General features: G+C 34.5%; 23 protein-coding genes and 1 riboswitch. Of the genes, 6 read left to right on the plus strand and 17 right to left on the minus strand.

The window, feature by feature from the left end:
- The first annotated feature begins 71 nt into the window (after positions 1–71).
- Both I5776_RS10505 and I5776_RS10510 read left to right on the plus strand, forming a co-directional pair.
- Positions 72–392 (plus strand): DUF485 domain-containing protein, encoded by a 321-nt coding sequence (locus tag I5776_RS10505; RefSeq protein WP_202780766.1) that lies wholly within the window; start codon positions 72–74, stop codon positions 390–392.
- On the plus strand, positions 389–1,918 hold the full coding sequence (locus I5776_RS10510) for a solute symporter family protein (RefSeq protein ID WP_202780550.1): 1,530 nt from the start codon (positions 389–391) through the stop codon (positions 1,916–1,918). Before I5776_RS10505 ends, I5776_RS10510 begins: the two co-directional genes overlap by 4 nt.
- 75 nt (positions 1,919–1,993) lie before the next feature.
- On the opposite strand, the gene I5776_RS10515 is transcribed toward I5776_RS10510, so the two are convergent.
- From I5776_RS10515 to I5776_RS10530, 4 genes are read right to left on the minus strand one after another with little or no spacing between them, the layout of a single operon-like run.
- The gene (locus tag I5776_RS10515) at positions 1,994–3,484 is read right to left on the minus strand and encodes a helix-turn-helix domain-containing protein (protein ID WP_202780551.1); all 1,491 of its coding nucleotides are present in this window, start codon (positions 3,482–3,484) and stop codon (positions 1,994–1,996) included.
- A gap of 16 nt (positions 3,485–3,500) precedes the next feature.
- Positions 3,501–4,292, minus strand: a complete 792-nt coding sequence (locus I5776_RS10520; RefSeq protein ID WP_202780552.1) for an SDR family NAD(P)-dependent oxidoreductase — start codon at positions 4,290–4,292, stop codon at positions 3,501–3,503.
- A complete protein-coding gene (locus tag I5776_RS10525; RefSeq protein WP_202780553.1) occupies positions 4,289–4,687 on the minus strand; it encodes a MaoC/PaaZ C-terminal domain-containing protein in 399 nt (132 codons plus the stop codon). Before I5776_RS10525 ends, I5776_RS10520 begins: the two co-directional genes overlap by 4 nt.
- A gap of 4 nt (positions 4,688–4,691) precedes the next feature.
- Positions 4,692–5,129, minus strand: coding sequence for an FAS1-like dehydratase domain-containing protein (locus I5776_RS10530; protein WP_202780554.1), 438 nt, complete (start codon positions 5,127–5,129; stop codon positions 4,692–4,694).
- Positions 5,130–5,404: 275 nt separating this feature from the next.
- On the opposite strand from I5776_RS10530, the gene I5776_RS10535 reads away from it, so the two are divergent.
- On the plus strand, positions 5,405–6,700 hold the full coding sequence (locus I5776_RS10535) for an Nramp family divalent metal transporter (RefSeq protein WP_202780767.1): 1,296 nt from the start codon (positions 5,405–5,407) through the stop codon (positions 6,698–6,700).
- Between the two features lie 60 nt (positions 6,701–6,760).
- On the opposite strand, the gene I5776_RS10540 is transcribed toward I5776_RS10535, so the two are convergent.
- The 5 genes from I5776_RS10540 to I5776_RS10560 form a co-directional block, all read right to left on the minus strand.
- The gene (locus I5776_RS10540; protein WP_202780555.1) at positions 6,761–7,879 is read right to left on the minus strand and encodes a M20 peptidase aminoacylase family protein; all 1,119 of its coding nucleotides are present in this window, start codon (positions 7,877–7,879) and stop codon (positions 6,761–6,763) included.
- Between the two features lie 208 nt (positions 7,880–8,087).
- Positions 8,088–8,963 (minus strand): NAD-dependent epimerase/dehydratase family protein, encoded by an 876-nt coding sequence (locus I5776_RS10545; RefSeq protein ID WP_202780556.1) that lies wholly within the window; start codon positions 8,961–8,963, stop codon positions 8,088–8,090.
- A 110-nt stretch (positions 8,964–9,073) separates the two neighbouring features.
- Complete coding sequence (proC, locus tag I5776_RS10550) at positions 9,074–9,928, minus strand: pyrroline-5-carboxylate reductase (protein ID WP_202780557.1); 855 nt, start codon at positions 9,926–9,928, stop codon at positions 9,074–9,076.
- A 1,302-nt stretch (positions 9,929–11,230) separates the two neighbouring features.
- Positions 11,231–11,710, minus strand: a complete 480-nt coding sequence (locus tag I5776_RS10555) for a hypothetical protein (RefSeq protein WP_202780558.1) — start codon at positions 11,708–11,710, stop codon at positions 11,231–11,233.
- A 154-nt stretch (positions 11,711–11,864) separates the two neighbouring features.
- Positions 11,865–12,314, minus strand: a complete 450-nt coding sequence (locus tag I5776_RS10560) for a Dps family protein (RefSeq protein WP_202780559.1) — start codon at positions 12,312–12,314, stop codon at positions 11,865–11,867.
- Positions 12,315–12,427: 113 nt separating this feature from the next.
- Here I5776_RS10560 and I5776_RS10565 point away from each other — a divergent pair, with 113 nt between their 5' ends.
- Complete coding sequence (locus tag I5776_RS10565; protein ID WP_246483974.1) at positions 12,428–13,135, plus strand: YetF domain-containing protein; 708 nt, start codon at positions 12,428–12,430, stop codon at positions 13,133–13,135.
- A 222-nt stretch (positions 13,136–13,357) separates the two neighbouring features.
- On the opposite strand, the gene I5776_RS10570 is transcribed toward I5776_RS10565, so the two are convergent.
- From I5776_RS10570 to I5776_RS10585, 4 genes are all read right to left on the minus strand, one after another.
- On the minus strand, positions 13,358–13,852 hold the full coding sequence (locus I5776_RS10570) for a VanZ family protein (protein WP_202780560.1): 495 nt from the start codon (positions 13,850–13,852) through the stop codon (positions 13,358–13,360).
- 165 nt (positions 13,853–14,017) lie between these two features.
- Positions 14,018–14,764, minus strand: a complete 747-nt coding sequence (locus tag I5776_RS10575; protein WP_202780561.1) for an amino acid ABC transporter ATP-binding protein — start codon at positions 14,762–14,764, stop codon at positions 14,018–14,020.
- A gap of 13 nt (positions 14,765–14,777) precedes the next feature.
- A complete protein-coding gene (locus tag I5776_RS10580; protein WP_202780562.1) occupies positions 14,778–15,461 on the minus strand; it encodes an amino acid ABC transporter permease in 684 nt (227 codons plus the stop codon).
- A 15-nt stretch (positions 15,462–15,476) separates the two neighbouring features.
- Entirely contained in the window at positions 15,477–16,271 is a 795-nt protein-coding gene (locus I5776_RS10585; protein WP_202780563.1) for an amino acid ABC transporter substrate-binding protein, read from the minus strand.
- A 167-nt stretch (positions 16,272–16,438) separates the two neighbouring features.
- Between I5776_RS10585 and I5776_RS10590 the strand changes: the two genes are divergently transcribed.
- Both I5776_RS10590 and I5776_RS10595 read left to right on the plus strand, forming a co-directional pair.
- A complete protein-coding gene (locus tag I5776_RS10590; protein ID WP_108071625.1) occupies positions 16,439–16,624 on the plus strand; it encodes a hypothetical protein in 186 nt (61 codons plus the stop codon).
- Between the two features lie 168 nt (positions 16,625–16,792).
- Entirely contained in the window at positions 16,793–16,957 is a 165-nt protein-coding gene (locus I5776_RS10595; protein WP_181294639.1) for a hypothetical protein, read from the plus strand.
- Positions 16,958–16,989: 32 nt separating this feature from the next.
- On the opposite strand, the gene I5776_RS10600 is transcribed toward I5776_RS10595, so the two are convergent.
- From I5776_RS10600 to thiD, 4 genes are all read right to left on the minus strand, one after another.
- Positions 16,990–17,568 (minus strand): YitT family protein, encoded by a 579-nt coding sequence (locus tag I5776_RS10600; protein ID WP_202780564.1) that lies wholly within the window; start codon positions 17,566–17,568, stop codon positions 16,990–16,992.
- Between the two features lie 226 nt (positions 17,569–17,794).
- Complete coding sequence (thiE, locus tag I5776_RS10605; RefSeq protein ID WP_202780565.1) at positions 17,795–18,403, minus strand: thiamine phosphate synthase; 609 nt, start codon at positions 18,401–18,403, stop codon at positions 17,795–17,797.
- A complete protein-coding gene (gene thiM / locus I5776_RS10610) occupies positions 18,393–19,202 on the minus strand; it encodes a hydroxyethylthiazole kinase (RefSeq protein ID WP_202780566.1) in 810 nt (269 codons plus the stop codon). Before thiM ends, thiE begins: the two co-directional genes overlap by 11 nt.
- Before the next feature lie 16 nt (positions 19,203–19,218).
- Positions 19,219–20,025: a bifunctional hydroxymethylpyrimidine kinase/phosphomethylpyrimidine kinase gene (gene thiD / locus I5776_RS10615; protein WP_202780567.1), complete on the minus strand. Its 807-nt coding sequence runs from the start codon at positions 20,023–20,025 to the stop codon at positions 19,219–19,221.
- A gap of 115 nt (positions 20,026–20,140) precedes the next feature.
- Positions 20,141–20,241: riboswitch (TPP riboswitch) on the minus strand.
- Between the last annotated feature and the right edge of the window lie 10 nt (positions 20,242–20,251).

Raw genomic sequence — 20,251 nt, forward strand, 5'->3', positions numbered from 1 at the left:
ACCTTACGATTATATTGTGGGAGAAATTACAAATAAAAGGAGTGTCGGCATTGGGGAAAAACGTGAAGAATATGGAAAAACGAATTGATTATGAAAAAATTGCAGAAAGTAGTGGGTTTAAACATTTAATGTCCTCCAAGAAAAAATTCATCGTGCCACTTACCATCTTCTTTTTAGTGTTCTATTTTGCTTTACCTATATTAACGTCCTACACTACAGTCCTCAACAACAATGCATTCGGAGATATTTCTTGGGCATGGGTTTTTGCTTTTGCACAATTTATCATGACTTGGGTCCTTTGTATCGTTTATGTAAAAAAAGCGTCATTTTTTGATAAGTTAGCAAACAGAATTATAGAAGAAAACTTTGAAAAAGGAGAAAAAGGTGCATGAGTCCTACTGTAATTATTCTATTTCTAATCATTGTTGGAATGACTTTAGTCGTTACCTATTATGCTGCAAAACGAACAAAAACGACAAGTGAATTTTATACAGCGGGCGGTGGACTAACCGGCTGGCAAAATGGATTGGCAATTGCAGGAGACTATTTATCTGCAGCATCATTTCTCGGGATAGCCGGAATGATTGCTTTAAGCGGTTTTGATGGATTTTTTTATAGTATTGGGTTTTTAATTGCATATTTAGTCGTAATGTTCATTGTTGCAGAGCCCCTTAGAAATTTAGGAAAGTATACATTAGCTGATATGATTAATTCCCGATTTGATGCAAAAAAAGTACGTGGGGTTGCAGCATTAAATACGATTACCATTGTTATTTTCTATATGATCGCCCAATTAGTTGGTGCGGGTGCGCTTATTCAATTATTATTCGGAATCGATTACTGGATTGCCGTTTTAATCGTTGGAATTATGATGACAGTTTATGTCCTTTTCGGAGGTATGACAGCTACGAGTTGGGTTCAAATAATTAAGGCTGTATTACTGATGATTGGTACGATCATCATTTCTTTTATCGTTTTAGCGAAATTCCATTTCAATATTTTTGATATGTTTAGTGAGATGAAAACGGCCACACCACTTGGAGCAGACTACTTAAAACCTGGAGTAAAATATAAAGTACCATTAGATACGATTTCATTAATGCTCGCACTTGTTCTTGGTACTGCGGGTTTACCACATATTTTGATGCGCTTTTTTACCGTTAAGGATGCAAAAACAGCAAGAAGTTCCGTCGTAACGGCTACATGGATCATCGGTATTTTTTATGTATTAACGATTTTCCTTGGTTTTGGCGCAGCTTACTTTGTTGGATTCGATACAATCAAAACAGCAAACGCAGCGGGAAATATGGCGGCGCCATTACTTGCGGGTGCATTAGGTGGAGATTTTCTTATGTCCTTCGTATCTGCCGTTGCATTTGCGACTATTTTAGCAGTTGTGGCGGGGTTAGTTTTATCGGGTGCTTCCGCATTTGCACATGATATCTATGCACAGATCATTAAAAAGGGAAAAGTGACAGAGAAAAAACAAATGCTCGCAGCTAAATACGCTTCTATTGGAGTCGCTGTTTTATCCATTTTATTAGCTTTGTTCGCTCAAAAAATGAATGTGGCATTTCTCGTTTCACTCGCGTTTTGTGTGGCAGCCAGCGCTAACCTCCCAGTAATCATCTTTACGATTTATTGGAAAAAATTTAATACGGCCGGTGCCATTACTGGCATGCTTTCGGGTCTATTGTCATCGTTAATCCTTGTTATTGTTAGTCCGAATGTATTCTCCCCAATTGAGGGTGCAGCAATATTTGTCGGCGAGCCGTTAATATCTTTAACGAACCCCGCCATTATTTCGGTTCCGTTAGGTTTTATCGGGGCGTATGTTGGAACGGTTATCTCGAAAAAACAAGATATGAAACGATATGCAGAAGTAATCGTAAAAGCAAATACAGGATATAAAGAATAATATCAAAAAGCGAGTTCTCTAAAATGAACTCGCTTTTACTCTTATTTATCATAATCACGGGATTTTTTCTCGGAACTAAGAAGGAGTAAAGTGTTCTAGAGATTCCTTTGTACGAAATTGCTTTGGTGGCATACCAGCATGGTTTTTAAATACTCGCGAAAAATAGTATTGGTTTTGAAACCCTGTTAAAGAAGCAATTTCTTTTACAACCATATCAGTTTCAACAAGAAGTTTTTTTGCCTCTTTTATTCTTATGTCAGTTAAGCATTCCCGAAATGTTTTCTTTGTTTTTTCAACGAATAAATGGCTTAAATAAGTTGAATTCCTGCCTGCAAAATTGGACAAATCACTTAAAGCAAAGTCTTTCTTCCAATAATTCAATTCCATATATTTTAAGCACTTCTCAATTATATCCGTATATGAATTTTTGCTTATATCGGTAACTGCATCGATTATTTTCGAGGTAAAAATGATCAATCTTTGAATAATTCGGAAAATGATAGATTCATATAATATCGTATCAAAAATGGTTAAATATTCTTCCTCATATAATTTATGATCCAGATTAGTGGATTTCATGTGCCGACGAATTTGCGCTAAAATGCTTGTTAAACGAATGCGTAATAAACCCGGATCCGGAAAAGGATTTGTAAATTGCAAAAATTCCCTAGATAAGAAGCTAGATATTTCTTCTTTATTCCCTTCATTTAAATAACTAATCCATTGCTTTTGCTCGCCCGGTGTTAAGAATGGATCGATAAATTCCCATTGTAATTCACGCGTAAACTCTAAAACCTGCCGATATCCAACAAAAAAAGTTACTTCAGTCATTTTTTTTGTATGTAAATATTTCTCGTGTAAAGATAAGTGGGGATTCTCCTCTAAATTAATAATAATGAAAATAGATTCGCGTTCGAATTGGTCCCAATCATACATAAAGCGTTTACATAGAGAACTCCAATCTAAGTCTGCATGCGAATTAAATAGACAGATAGTCATATCACTTAATGGGAAAATCCTTGGAGAAACTGGAAAGATATAATCTTTTAAAAATAGGTTTAGCTTCGGAAGAATACTTACTTTCTCAGGTTGAAAGGCGACAAATACATATGGTTCGATAAATGAACTTTCTGCTAAGAATAAATGTTCATATACAACATTTTGTTTTTCCGTATGAAAGGTTTTTTCTAGGTTATTTTTACCTTTTCGTTCAAGTTCCCGAATAAATAAATTGATATTATTTAAAAGCTCTTGTGGGGAAAATGGCTTAATTAATAAGCATTTAGTTCCTATATCAATTGCTTTTTTAGCTGCTTCGAATGTCGCTTCCATCGTAATAGAGATAATGGTTGGTTGATTAATTTTAATCGCTTTTAGTAATTCTTCCCCCATACCGATATTCGTTTCATAAATAAAGATATCTGGGCGATCATTTTCAAGGACCATTATAGTATCAATTAGGTTATGGGCTAATTTGACATTTACATTTGAAACAGAAGATTCAATAAGCCATTTCATTCCTTTAGCTTCAAATTCATCATTGTCTGCAATCAATAGGTTGTACATTTTATCCACCTCTTAATTAAGTATACATACCTCCATTTATGTGTAACACTTGACCATTCACATAATTTGATAGTGGTGAGGCTAAATAAAGAATTGCAGATGCTGCTTCTTCAGGAGTACCTGCTCGTTGTTGCGGGATTGAATGTTCAAACATTTTTCTTACTTTCTCGGGAATTCCTAATGAAACACCATTGAAAGATTCGCCTTTTTCTTTTGATTGTGTTAGACGTGTATCGATTAAACCGAATGCGACAGCATTACAATTTACATTATATGATCCCCATTCTTTTGCAACTGTTTTGGTCAAACCAATGAGCCCGGCTTTTGCAGAAGCGTAATTAGCTTGGCCGATATTCCCCATCACACCAGCTACAGAGGATACATTCACTATTTTACGATATATTTCACTACCAACCTCGTTTCTCATATATGGTGCGGCTGCACGAATCAATTTAAATGGTGCAATTAAATGAATATCTAACATTGCTTGAAACTGATCGTCACTCATTTTATGAATCATGCCATCCCAAGTATACCCGGCATTGTTAACCAATATGTTTAGCCCGCCAAAGCTTGTTATTGCTGCATCAATAATATTTTCAGCAAAACGATGATGTGTCACATCACCTGGAAAAGCCACAGCTTGACCACCCTTTTCTTTGATTTCGGAAGCTACTGCCGTTGCATGCTCCTCATCAAGATCGGAAATAATCACGTTTGCTCCTTGTTCAGCGAGTATTTTTGCTACTGCTTTACCAACTCCTCGACCAGAACCTGTGACGATAGCCGTTTGATTATGTAACATCATACCTCTTCACTCTCCTTCTTAACTTGAAATTCTCCTTTTAACTTCGTTTCCCCTTCGGTATTTTTGACAAATAATTTCCCTGCAAGTCGTAATTCTCCATCAACTTCTATCTCATTGACGATACTTCCTTCAATTGATAAACATTCACCGGGTCTCGTCATCGACGAAAACCGCACTTTAAATTTACGTAAATTTTTTCTAGGGAACCATTTACTTAAGGCCTCTCCTGCCATACCCATAATTAACATCCCATGTGCAATTACATCACCTAACCCTGCTTTTTCTGCAATCGGGACGACTGTATGAATCGGATTAAAATCGCCTGATGCCCCCGCATATTTAACAAGCTGAGTATGTGTAATGATTGGTTTATGAACAGTTTCAAGACTATGCATATGCTCAACCCTTTCTTTCTATAATATTTGAACGACTGATGAGTACTACTTCTTCGTCTCTTTTATAAACACTCTCAATTGTAATAAAATCCATTCTCTTTTTTTCAACATGCGAAATAACTTTTGCTAGACAAGAAATCGTATCACCGGCGTATATATCAGAAAAATATTCATATTCTTGTTCACCGTGTAGAACCATTAAGGGGTTTAAGTCAAGTTCACGTATTATTGTTTCGAAATCGATCCCTCCCCACATCTCAATAACTGTTGGAAACGTCGGCGGAATTGGAATATCACTAAATCCATCTCTTTTTGCTGTTTCAAAATCATAATAAATGGGATTATCGTCACCAATCGCTAAAGCAAATTCCTTAATTTTGCTTCGCTCAATAGTGAATGATTCGATCGAAAAAGTTAAGCCTGTTCTATCCAATTGAATCATCTCCTTTTATGTATACTAAATCGTTTTCTACTATGAAATATTCGTAATTATCTTTCTAAAATCCTGCTTTCTGCTTTATCAAAAAATGCATTTCCGGTATTTTCCATGTTGAAATTGTCATAATTTGACGAAAACAACCAGGTTATTGGGTAAAATAATAAGTAAAAATTGTTTACATTTTTATCATTATTGAATAAAATAGTATCAAATCTTAATTTTTCCCTAAGGAAACTTTTTTGTTTAAGGTTTACATTTAGGTGGGGAGGAAACAAATGATGCGTGATAAAACATTAGATAAAAAATATATACCAAAATTAAGCAAAACAAGAGTATCTGCAGATGCTGTCTTAAGAGGCGAGGTAACGGGAATAAAGAAAATTCTCCCTTTTTTAGGTCCAGCATTTATTGCAGCAGTCGCTTATATCGACCCTGGAAATTTCGCAACAAATATTACCGCGGGATCAAAGTATGGCTATCTCTTACTATGGGTAATTGCTTTTTCTAACTTAATGGCGGTATTAATCCAATCACTTTCTGCTAAATTAGGAATTGCAACAGGTAAAAACTTACCGGAAATTGCAAGAGATCGTTTTCCAAAAAGTGTTTCCATATTTTTATGGATTCAAAGTGAATTAGTTATTATCGCCACTGATCTAGCTGAATTTATTGGTGCTGCCCTTGGTTTATACTTATTATTTGATATACCAATGGTCCCTGCGGCGCTTATTACAGCGGTAGGTTCATTTGCGATATTAGAGTTACAAAGGCGTGGTTTTCGCTCTCTGGAGGCTGGAATTGCAGCAATGGTACTGATTGTTGTTCTCGCATTTGCCTTTCAAACTTTTCTAGCGAAACCGGATATGGGTGCTGTACTAGGTGGAATGATTACACCTAAGTTTGAAGGAGTTGATAGTATTTTGCTTGCTGCTGGTATTTTAGGGGCTACGGTCATGCCGCATGCAATCTACTTACACTCCTCACTAACACAAAATAGAATAGTTGGAAAAAATGAAGCCGAAAAGAAAAGAATTTTTAAATTTGAATTTATTGATATTATCATTGCGATGATTATTGCCGGTGCGATTAATATGTGTATGCTCATCGTTTCGGCTGCATTATTTTTTAAAAATGGGTTAATCGTTGAGGATCTTGATGTTGCCTTCCATCAATTTGGTCAGTATGTAAGCCCAATAGCCGCGATTTCTTTCGGACTAGGATTATTAATCGCCGGACTATCCAGCTCTTCAGTTGGTACAATGTCTGGTGATGTCGTAATGCAAGGATTTATTAATGTACGTATTAACTTATATTTACGGCGGGCGATAACAATGATCCCTGCGCTTGCTATAATAATTTCAGGTGTGAATCCAACAAATGCATTAGTTATGAGTCAAGTCATTTTATCATTTGGTATTGCCTTTGCATTAGTACCTCTTATTATGTTTACAAGTAATAAGAAGCTAATGGGAGGACTTACAAACCATCGTGTGACTACGATCATTGCATGGATAGTCGCAGCGTTAGTGATTTTATTAAATATCTTTTTACTGATTGAGACAGTATTTAAATAATATAAGAAAAAAGTCGTGTTCAAATACACGACTTTTTTTAATTACATCGGTGTTAATTCATTATTTTTTTTCAATCGCATATATAGCAGCTGTAGCTAATATTTCAGAGCCGGTAAAAATCGCTTCATGATCGAATACCATATTAGGATGATGAAGACCCGGCTTTAGGTCGCATCCTAATCCTAACATTGTCGCTTTTAGTTGTGGCCTTTTTATTGAATAATAATGAAAATCATCGCCGCCAGTTGTTTGAATCGGCGGAACATAATTATCGATACCAATTACATCAATAATTGCTTCTTTCATTTTTTTAACAGCATCAACATTAGATACAGCTGCCGGTACATTTGAACTGATTTGATAAGGGATTTTTACTTCATAAAATCGTTCTAATGCATCAATCATTAAATCAATTTTCCCTTGCATTTTATCCATCGCTTCATTAGTTTGCGCTCTCATATCTAAACTAAATTTTGCATGACCGGGAATGATGTTTGAGCTTTCACCGCCCGCTTGAAACTTTGTTAGTTTGACCGAGGAAGGGACGAGTGGATCTATATGAATAGTTTTCAGCATTTGATCAAGTGTGGCACCTATTTCAATGGCGTTTGCGCCTAAATGCGGGCGTGCACCATGAAGATCATCCCCAATAATATTTCCATCAATGAATCGGCATGCACCATGAATGATCATAGGCGATCCATGACCATTAGGAACTTCTTGAAACGGTCTTAAATGGACTCCAAATAAATAATCTACATCATCTACAACTTGTTCATTCACCATACATATAGCACCTTGCCCTTTTTCTTCTGCCGGTTGAAAGATGAACCTTATTGTCCCCTTTATTGGAGTGTTTTTTAATAACATAAGCACACCGATGACAATTGTCATATGGGCATCATGTCCACATGAATGATTCGCTTGAAATGTCCCGTTAACTTCTTGCCATAGTGCATCAATATCTGCACGTATGGCAATAACCGGTTTTCCGTTTCCTATTTCTGCAATTAGACCTGTATGATTTTTAAATGTTGTTACTCGACATCCAGCCTCCTCTACTAGTTTCTTTACATATTCCGTCGTCTTCTTTTCCTCCCAGCTTATCTCGGGATTCTGGTGAAGATGTTGGAAAATGACTATAAGTCGTTCTTTCATTTCGGTTGAACAAACAAACATGATGATCCTCCTTCATAGAAGTAAAACCCATAATGATTATAAATGAATCCGAATTGCTGTTTATCCTTAAATTGTGTATTAATAATTTTAGAATGAAAGTATACAATAGTTTATAGTGTATGATTCCTTTAGGTGATTTAGTTATTAAATTCAAGCATACAAAAAGGAAATATACACCTCTTTGGGAGTATATTTCCTTTAGCAGTATCTATTTTTTTAATACAGTTTGGATTAAATGAGGAAGCCATTGATGGATGTCTTGAAACTCGAATCCTAAATCGATTGCCTTTTGATTGGACATTGTCCATGAACGTGGAATAGAATATGGTGTTTGGTTATCCTCATCTGAACTAATTTCTACCTTAGCCTCTTTCCCAGTTGCTTCCTCAATATATTTGATAAATTCCTTCAAAGTTACAGTTCCGTTTGTACATGTATTGATTGGACCTTGAAAATCATAGGATCCTATCCAGTATAAAAACTCCCCAGCTTCATCTTCATTAATAAATCCCATCGAGGCATCTAAATTTCTTAAATAAATCACCTCTTCCTGTATTACTTTGTTAATATAATAAGTCATCCGCTGAGTATAGTCATTTTCACCAAGAACGATGGGAAAGCGTACAGCTGTTACAGGAAATGGAGCTTTTTGAAAAAAAACTGCTTCAGCTTGACGTTTTCCTTCTTGATAAGTTACTTCATCCTTATCTTTTAATTCAATTGTGTAGCTATAAGGATCAAAATCACTCTCTACAAGTTCTTTATCAAGTAAGTCGTAAACCGATAACGTAGAGGTAAAAATATATTTCTTTGTTTTTCCTTGAAACACTTGAATTGCATTCATTGCATCAATCGAAGAATAACAAATTTGATCAAAAACAACATCCCACTCTCTACCATTAAAAGCGGATTGAAATGATTCCAATTGATTACGATCAAATTGTATCGACTCAACTTGTCCTTGAAATGATGAGGTAGAATTTCCCCTAGTAGCTACTGTCACTTTCACTCCATTACTTAACAATGCCTGTACTAGTTTTACTCCAAAGAATCTTGTTCCTCCAAGCACCAATGCAGTTTTCATCGTATTCGCCCTTTCATTCGTTTTCTATGTATAATTCTCCTTGATTCTAATAAACTCCTTTTTTAAAAGTTCGACGATGCATGTTTTCATTTTATACAAAAAAGCATCTCTTATTTATTAATAAGAGATGCCGAATTAAATTTTGTAAATGGCTGATTCATTTCTGCGGAACGCTTTGTTGTATTGATGACAGCTTCCTTAATTGCAATATTACCCCCAAAAGCCTCTAATGCCATTAATCCAGCTTCTGTTGGCCCTCCGGGAGCTGCAACATTTTTGCGAAGTATTTCAGGAGAACCAATATTTCCTAATACCATCTTCGCAGCACCATACATTGTTTGCGCAACAAGGTTTCGAATTAGCTGTTCCGAAAGTCCTCCTTCAACACCCGCATGTTCCATATGTTCCATTAAATAATAAAAATAAGCTGGCCCACTCCCTGCAATCCCCGTAAATATATCCATATTATCTTCGGGAATAACATACACTTCACCAATGCTATTTAAAAGCATTCTTGCTATTTCAACATGCTCATTCGTTGCATATTTACCAACAGACATTCCAGTGGCTGATTCACCTACCATACTAGATGTATTAGGCATTGCTCGAATGATTGGCTGATTTTCTATCTTATCTTCATAATAATCTGTTGGTATACTGGTGACAACGGATAGTATTAATTGCTCACTATTAAGTGTTGATTGCAGTTGTACTAATATTTCATCGATGTTTTTTGGTTGCACCGCCATTACAATTACATTGAAATTGGATAAGTGAGTTTCGTTTGATTGAAAAATATTAATGTGATACTTTGATTGCAATTCCTTTAACCGTACTTTGTTATTCTTGTTATTAACATATATTTGGCTAGAAGGAATAATAGCTGATTGGATTATGCCGGAAATCATTGCTTCCTCCATTGGTCCCGCTCCGATAAATAATACTGTAGAATCCTGTATGTTCATGTTGCATCTTCCTTTCAATTCTACCATCGTATCATGTCTGACTAGAATTTCAAGAAAAGAATTTAAAACCGAACATAAGCAATGTCACAGTATTTTACCTTTTCAAATAGATGCTTTCGATTTACAATAATAATAGTATTTCCAAGGAGTGAAGCTAGTTTGAATAATATTTGGATTCCAATCCTAAGTATCATGGTCATCATTTACATTGTAATTGGTATTTTGCTCATTCGGTTTATTAAAAAAAATAAACGCTAATGTGTACAAACTTTCACCTACTCATTTTGGGACGCTGTCCTGTGATGCAGTTTACGTATAAGGTGAAAATATAGTAAAGCGATACATTGAACAAATAAATAAACACTTAATGAATACAATAATTTCCAACCGTGATAAGTAAATACGTGAAAAACTTTATTTATATGTTCATAAATTGTGGCTCCCAGCGTGCATATTAGAATATAAAAAAGGACCCAGTATCCTTTTATATTGTATTTGTCATAGACATAGACAAAAATGTACGCAAACGGAGCATAGAGAATATATATAATCAAATCAAATAATTCATACTTTTCCGAATCCATAACAGTGTACAAATCTAGTTTCGATACCGCCAATAAATAATCCGAAATCCTCGCCACTGTAGTACCAAATAACATTATTAATATCGTAATACTAAATGGAAATCTCCTCGGCAAAAATAAAATAATGGCGTATGAAATAAAAATTGCAATGATAACGCACCATTCGTTTTGATCCATCTTTTGTGGAAAAGTTAACATTCATTTTTCTATCCTTTCTGATTTCATTTGTATGTGAAAGAACATTAATAAAATGTAAACAATCGATAAAATGAGAAGATGTATAATAAAGGACCCCCAATAATTCCAATTTTCATAGGTTATTACTCTCCATGTTTTTAAACAGTATTCTAAAACATAAAGAACCCCAGAAAAAAGGGCAGAAATAATCCATTTATTTATCTGACGTTCACTTCTCAAAACTATATTAAAATACAATAGGTATAAAAAAGGGATAACAATAACCACGTAAATTCGGTAAATAATGAATAATCCTACATCGTCACTAATTTTCCACAAATTTAAATTTACAGTAAGAAATGAACTATAGGATGTTACTAAAAATTCCAGAATCATAATAATAAAAAAATTTGCAAGTGGATTGAGTTTTTTCTTAAGCATAAAAAATGAGATAAGTAATATAATTGCTACATCAATAAAAATGGGAAGCTTCATTTATACCATCCCTTAAAGAATTTTCCTTATTATTACTGCAATAATGTTAGTTACTTCTCTTTTGGCATACCATTTTTTCCATTTTACATGTCCATTTATAAAAAAAGATAAGTACTAGAAGTAGAAACGGATCAACTATTGCGGAAATCCATAAATTCCACCATCCATAATGAAAATAACCCCAAGGTTCAGGCAGCAAAGCAACTTTTTCATAAATTAAAATAAACACATACCAGCACACAAAATAGACTATTCGTTTAACTGCGCGGGAATTAACGGGATACCAATTTAGAAATATCATATTTACTGGAGGAACGATTAGAGCAATCGAAGGAATAGATGTCCATCCAATTTCTTTATCAAAATACCAATAACCTTCATATTTCACGTCAACAAATAAATCAACCATCATTTGTAACGAAACCGTGAAACACCATATATGGATAATTTGATTAAGTGAAAGTTTTTTATTGGTAATAAAAGCAACTGTATTAAAAAGGATAATCGCAATAATAAAGCCAATCATAGAAAACTTCCTTTTTAGTATTAGATTAATCTTTTTTACTTTTGTTATTCTGGTGAAAAATTACATTTCTATATATAAAAAAAGGATTGGATGAATAGATAAAGTTTTTCATCCAGTAGTTGCTTCAAAAAAAATGCCTTTTGTAGGTTGATTATTATTCGTAAGCAATATAAGCATTAAACATCCATATATGCTTTTCGAATTTCCCCTGTAACTCGTTTAACAGATCAATTGTCGGTTGATCCTGTTGCTCTTCAGCTAACTTTCTTCCTGTTTCATTCATTTCTTTTACCATTTGTCCATAATCACTAATTAATTGAGAAATCAGCTCATTTTCTTTATCATCCGCCTGAGCCTCAACAAGAGTTGTTTCTTCTAAAAATTTGCTCATCGTTGCTAACGGTTTTCCTCCAATTGCGAGAATTCTTTCTGCAAGTGTATCCACATCATCTGCCATTTCCGTATATAATTCTTCAAATAGTTTATGCAATTGAAAAAAGTGTTTCCCTTGTACAAACCAATGGTAGCGATGGAGTTTAATATACATCACAGAAAAATTAGATAACTCCTGATTTAAAAAATTGATTAATTTTTGATTAGACACGGCAAATTCTCCTTTTTCTTATAGTTTCATTTATTTTTTCCTAAATTCAATTTTTTACCCAACATTAGTTATGGTCATTTGTAGCATATTAAAAAGAAAAAGGGTGAAATTCGTTGAACATTTTAGAAATTGCCGCAAGGACAGCAGGTTCGTTTATTGTTTTATTGTTATTGACTCGATTTATGGGAAGAAAACAGATTTCCCAACTAACATTTTTTAATTATATTACCGGTATATCTATTGGAACTTTGGCTGCAACTATATCTATCGACCGTTCCATCAATTTAGCGGAAAGTGCGACTGCCTTAATTATCTGGACATTACTTACCATATTTGTAGCTATGTTAAGTATTAAATCTAGAAAAGCAAAAGTTTTAATTGATGGACAACCTAAGATTGTCATTAAAGAAGGCAAGATTATGGAAGATACTTTAAAAGATCTTAGATTAGATACGGATTCATTACGCGCTATGTTGCGAAACAAATCCATCTTTTCCATGAAAGAAGTTGAATATGCTATCCTTGAAACAAATGGAGAATTATCTATACTAAAAAAATTTGAAGATCAAGCCCTTTCTAAGAAGGATTTAAATATTCCGTCAAAAAATGAAAGAATAAATAAAACTTCCATTCCTGTAGAAATTATTGTTGATGGGAAAATCATTCATGAAAATATCAACAAGCTAAATGTAAATAAAGAATGGATATTAGATCAATTGCATCAAAAAGGTGTTCACTCTCTTTCGAATGTTTTTTATGCCGAGGTACAAGAAAACGGGGATATTTTTATTGATAAAAGAAATGATCATTTGCTTCACTAGTTGCATTAAAAAAAAAGAAAAAGGCGATTTCTATATCGCCTTTGCTTCATTACACTTAATACTCAATTTCTTCATAATCTTTTGGTTGTGGTAAAGGATTATTAGGCTGTCTAATGTTAGCCTTTGGTTTCGCCTTATTTTGGTTCGCAATTGAATTCTTTTTACTTTTGCTCAAAACACTCACCTCAATGTATATTGTGAGTCCAATGATCTTTTTTATACTTACCGTATATTTGTAAATTCACTATTCCCTTTACTTGGGTTTGTTATATTCGTATAAATAATCAAAAATACTAGATAGCCTAGAACACCGCCGATTGTATTTAAAATAATATCATCTACGTCAAATCCGCCAACATGGTAGATTAACTGTATCGTTTCAACCACAACAGTTGTGAAAAATGATAAGAATAGAACTTTTAAAAATCCGTTCAATCGTTTAATTAATAAAGGAGCAAGAAATCCTAATGGCATAAAGGCAAGAACATTTCCGAAAAGATTGGAAAACCAAATCGTAAAATTAAAATGGTCATAGTAATCAATATACATTTTAATTGTTTTAAAAGGGATTATATTATAATTTTCTTGTGTAGTAGGTATGCGATATCGACCTAGAAAAAGAATGTATAGCATATAGCAAAAATAAACGAAAAAAATAAGCCAGAAAATAATTTTAAGTATTTTTCTTACCTTTTTAAGATTAATGATTTGGAACATCTTACTCCCCCAGCATTCTCTATTACTAAAATGTATGTATCATTTACAATATGATGCATTACCTATTATAGACGATTTTTTTCTCTTTTTTACACAAAATAGGTAATTACCATAAATTCTATTAAAAAAAGGCAATGATATGTACTATCATCACCGTCTGGATTCTTACCTTGCATTTACTTTATTTAAAAATTGCAAAAGGCGGGGATTACTGGATTGTCCGAACACTTCATTAGGAGTGCCCTGTTCAACGACTATCCCTTGATCCATAAATATCACTTGATCGGCAACATCCCGTGCAAATTGCATTTCATGTGTGACTACTACCATTGTCATTCCTTCATTAGCTAAATCTTTCATCACTTTTAATACTTCACCAACGAGCTCTGGATCAAGTGCAGATGTAGGTTCATCAAATAATATGACTTCAGGATCCATCGCCATTGCACGTGCAATCCCAACACGTTGTTGCTGTCCACCGGAAAGTTGATGTGGGTACATGTCTCCACGATCTTTTAACCCTACTTTTTCTAACAATCCTAATGCTTTTTGCTTTGATTCTGCCTTTGAACGTTTCAATACTGTAACTTGACCTTCCATGATGTTTTCCAGTGCTGTCAAATGCGGAAACAAATTATACCCTTGAAATACCATACCTGTTTGTCTGCGTATAGCCATTATTTCTTGAAGCTTTATCTTTCTATTTTCTTGAAATTCCAGTTTTCGATTTCCAATCGAAAGTGAACCTTTATCCGGAATTTCCAATAGATTTAAACAACGCAAAAGAGTCGTTTTTCCTGAACCGGATGGTCCTATAATTACGGCAGTTTGCCCTTTTTTGATGGAAAGCGAAATTCCTTTTAAAACTTCCAAATCATGAAAACGTTTATACAGTTGTTGGATAGTTATCATTTTTCGTCCCTCACTATTTCGCTACCGTTCGATTATATCTCCTTTCAAGTGTAGATTGACCAAACGATAACACTGTACTAAAAATTAAATAAATGAATGCGACTTCTATATATAGCCAAAGCGGTTCATAGGTGGCAGCAACTATTTGTTGGCTTTTTTGGAACATTTCAGTAACCGTTATCGTTGCAGCAAGCGACGTATCTTTCACTAAGCTGATAAATGAATTCCCTAAAGGGGGCAAAGATACACGCATAGCTTGTGGTAATATAATTCTTCTCATTGCTTGGGATTTCTTCATCCCTATTGAATAAGCTGCTTCCCATTGGCCTTTAGGAATGGACAAAATGGATGCGCGAAATATTTCAGAGCTATATGCTCCCACATTTAAGGTGAAACCAATTATTGCTGCAGGAAATGGATCTAATGTAACTCCTAATTTAGGCAGTCCGTAAAAAAGGATAAACAATTGTACGAGTAATGGAGTCCCTCTGAAAATCCATAAATAAATTTTAGCGAGAACGATTAATGGCTTAATTGTAGAAATACGAATAATCGCTGTAAGAAATGCTAGTATTGTTCCTAATATAAATGTAATAATGGATAGAGGAATTGTGAAATATATACCTGCTTTTAGTATAGGAAAAAAGGAATCACGTAGGATTTCTATTATTCGGATGGTAGATTCATCTGTAAACATCTTTAATCGATCCCTTTACTTCGACACATCTGTGCCAAACCATTTTTTTGAAATTTTTAAATAGGTCCCATCTTTTTTCATATCTGCAAGTGCTCCGTTTACAGCTTTCACTAATTCATCTGAATTTTTCCGAAAAAGAAAAGCATTACTTGTCGCATTTTTTTCTTCATAAACGATTTTTATAGGCAAATTTGGTTTGTGTTTTTTTAAATCTAAATAAGAAAGACTATCGTTTATTGTTGCGTCAATTCGTTTTGAAGTGATTAGATCAATTGATTGGTTAAATCCATCAACGACCGTGTTTGTTGCACCATGATCTTCTGCAATTTTTCGATAATTACTATCTAACGACTGCCCTACTTTTTTTCCTTTTAGGTCATTTAACGTTTTTATGTCATGATTATCCTTTCCTACAATTAACACAGCTTTCGAGACGATATATGGATCTGACATATCATATTTTTTCAATCGATCCGTCCGCACGGCCACTTCATTTGCAACTAAGTCATAGCGTTTTGCATCTAACCCTGCAATCATTCCGTCCCATTTTGTTTCAATGTACTTCGGTTTTATTTTTAATCGTTTAAATACCTCATTCGCAATGTCGATATCAAAACCAGTAAGATTCCCAGATTGGTCATGGTAGGTAAATGGTGAATATGTCCCTTCAGTGCCGATATTTACGAATCCTTTGTCTTTAATTTGGTCATAAAGATTTTTTTGTTCTTTTTTCTTGTCATTGTTTGAGCTACAAGAAGTTGCCATTATTGCTAATGCTAATATTATGAGTGTGAATAGTAATTTTCTCATCGAGCATCCCTCATTTTTGTATTTATTATTTATTCTCGTAGTTTTGCCCTATGCAAAAAGGGATATGCATTTTCTCCATATTCAGTATCCTCATAATCATTAATTTCACTTCTGAAAATCACACTATTTTTGTTTGTACATATAGTATGACAAGGAGGTGGTTAACAATGGTTCAATTGTTTTTAGCTACAATCGTTGCTGGATTTGCATTACTTGGCTTAAGTCTGCTTGGTGTTGTTACGGGGACATTAGCTACAGTAGTTGAATTCATTGGAGCAGGTGCCGTTATTCTCTTTGCTATCGTACTAATTGTTAAAGCAATTATGGCTTTACTAGGAAAACTGAATGTATAATCTATTTTCCTCATAAAGTATGGGAGGATGCCCAAGCTTATTTATAAGGACTTATCAATATATTTATCATTTTTCGAAAAAAGTGGGGTTTCCCACTTTTTTTCTATTGATTTATCATACATATTTTTTAGCTATCAAAAGAAAATAAAGCAAAAGGAGGGTCAAACTTTGGTTAACCAAAACTTTGAAAAATTCCATAAGCTCCAAGAAAAACATAAGTCAAGTTATCTTGGAAAGGATACGGATCAAAAACAATTAAATCCAGATCCAGAATATAATAATCAATCGAATACCGATAAAGCAATTGGAGCAACAGGAAGAGAACTAAAATAGGCTAGGGGTTTTATCCCCTGGCCGCTTTACTTTTAAACATAAAATTCTACTTTTTTAAACGAGTTGAGTATGCTTACAACGAGCCCTACACAAGAAATTGTAATAAATGAAAAAATAAGCTTCCCATCTTTTAATACATACATACCGATGAATATAATCAATGCATCAATGATGAATATTATAATACCAGGATTAATTGACGACCATTTTGATATTAATAAAGCTAATAGGTCGACACCACCGGGACTTGTATGATGTCGTAACATAATTCCTACTCCAATCCCTATACATAGACCGCCCAAAATCGCACTTAGAAGGATTGGTAACTGGATTATTCCTGCGAGTGGGAAAAATAAATCAATCATAATTGATGAAATACACATGCCTATCAAGCCATTAATAAAATATGATTTATCAAATGTAAGAGCCAATAAATATATCGGTGTATTTAAAAGGATAATCAGATGACCTAATTTAAATCCCCAAAGGTATTTTAATAGTAAACTGACACCGAATATCCCGCCATTTATTAAATGTAATGGCAAAATAAATACATTGATACCAATAGCAATAAATATACAAGCAACAGTAATAATGATGATTCTTTTCATTACTTTTCCCACCCTTGTCCGAATGACCTACTTCATATATATGATGGGACAAGGAAAATAAACCTTTATTTATATTTCGAATATTGACTTACTATGTAATTAACAGCACCTACTTTTTCAGTTCTCAGTAATTTCTTCTCGTGTTCTTACAATTCCCATTCCTATTGGTAAATAGCTTCACTTGCTCATTTTTAAATTCTCTTTTTTTGCACGATACAATTTAATATTATCTATTTATAAATTTTTTTGCTGCTTCCTTCGGATTTTTTGCTTTCATAATTGCGGAAACTACCGCAATTCCAGAAAAATTTATTTCTTTTAGTTGCTGAACATTTTCTAAAGTTATTCCACCAATTGCTACAGCTGGTATGTTTACGGAATCTCTAACAGCTTTTAACGTTTTTTTAGGTAACACAATTGCATCCTGTTTTGTTTTTGTAGAAAAGGCAGACCCTATTCCAATATAATCAGCTCCATTTTTTTCCGCTAATTGTGCTTGTTCGACCGTTTGCGCAGAAACGCCAATAATCATTGACCGGGGAACTATTCGCTTTAAGGCAGAAAGCGGCATATCGTTTTGACCAACATGGATGCCATCAGCCCCTACCGCTAACGCAATATCAACACGATCATTTATGATTAAAGGCACTTGATAGCTTTTTAACAACGCTTTTAGATGTATTGCTTTTTTATAAAATGCGAGTCCATCGGTGTCCTTTTCACGAAGTTGAACGATCGTCACTCCACCTTGTACAGCTTCTTCAACAATTGATAAAAGTTCGCCTATTGGAGTTCGTTCATCGGTAACTAAATAAAGATTGTAATTAACATTCACGTATTTGCACCTCTTTAGCAAGAATTTCCTCGTTCATTCGAAAGATTTCATCCATCAGCTTTAATTTATATGTTCCAATTCCCTCGTTTATTTCCAAGTGTTGTGTTGCACGCTCTCCCGAAAGAGACATAATTGACATTCCGGTTATGGCAGCTTCTAAATGATCAGATGCGACGGCAGATATACTTCCTATGAGTGAAGTAGACATACATCCCGTTCCAGTTATTCTTGTTAACTTTTCATCTCCATTTGATAGGAAATAGTTCTTACTTCCGTTGGATACGACGTCTACTTTGCCGCTTATGCCAACAACACATTGGAATGCATTGGCAGCTTGCTGAGCTATTTCAATCGATGGTACAGATCCTTCACCCGCGTCGACTCCTTTTGTTCCACCTGTACCACCAATTAATGTATGTATTTCACTGCTATTCCCACGGATGATTGCCATCTTTACTTTTTCTAATAGTTCCATAGATCGTTCTGTTCGATAAGTTGTTGCGCCAACACCGACAGGATCCAATACAACTGGAATTCCTTTTTTATTAGCAGCGATTCCCGCATGCAGCATGGATTCGAAAACAAGATCATGAATCGTTCCTAAGTTGATAATTAAGGCATCAGCTAGATGAATCATCTCTTCTACCTCTTTCATTTCGGTCGCCATTACTGGTGAAGCTCCGATTGCTAGTGTGACATTAGCACAATCATTTATAGTTACGACATTTGTCATATGGTGAATAAGTGGTTTTTTTTCTTTAACTAATGTCAATAACCGTGTCATTTTTGAAATTTCCATTGGAAAACCTCCACTATTATTTGTCTACTAGTCCAGCACGCTCATATAATTGGAAGAAATGGTTTGTTGGACCATGTCCATTACCTATTTCAAGGCTATGTTCAATAGCTACCGTAATATAATCTTTTGCCTTTTTAACTGCGCTCAATAGCGTTTCTTCCTGAGCTATAAAAGCCGCGATCGCTGAAGATAACGTACACCCTGTTCCATGAACATTTTTCGTATGAATTCTTTTCCCGTATAGCCATGTAAATTGATTTCCGTCAAAAAATAAATCATTAGGATCTCCTTCTAAATGGCCACCTTTTAATAAAACATTTTTAGCACCAAGTTCCTTTAATTTGAGGCAAGCGTGATACATGTCTTCAATCGTACAAATTCTACTATCTGTTAAACATTCAGCTTCAGGTATATTAGGTGTAATTAGTGTGACAATTGGCAGCAATTTTTCTTTTAACGCTTCAATCGCATTTTGCTGCAATAAATGGTGACCACCTTTCGATATCATTACTGGATCAAGGATGATATGCTGCGGATGATACGTAATTAATTCCTTTGCAACTACGGTAACATTCTCTTCCGTTCCGAGCATTCCAATTTTAACTGCATCAACCGGAATGTCATTGAAAATAGCAGATATTTGATCACGGATCATTTGTGAATCAATCATTTGCACAGATTTTACTTCCGTTGTGTTTTGGGCAGTAACTGCGGTAATAACCGACATTCCAAACACACCTAAGGAAGAAAATGTTTTAATATCTGCTTGTATCCCAGCTCCACCTCCTGAATCAGATCCTGCGATTGTAAGTGCTGTTTTCATGAACGATTCCTCCAAACGTTTGATTTTTGTTAGGAAGCTCTTCTTTTTCCTACAAAAAAGCCGCTTTCCACAATAGAAAGCGGCAATAACTGAACTGTAACTAGAATATACAGAATAGCTATTTAGACCGCTTCCCTACGCCGGCATAATCCGGATCAGGTACAAAGGGTTTCAATCAATGATATCTCTCAGCCTATGGCTCCCCTAGCAGAAAAAATTATGAAAT

The organism is Heyndrickxia vini (assembly GCF_016772275.1).
In the GTDB taxonomy this organism is placed as follows: Bacteria; Bacillota; Bacilli; order Bacillales; family Bacillaceae_C; genus Heyndrickxia; species Heyndrickxia vini.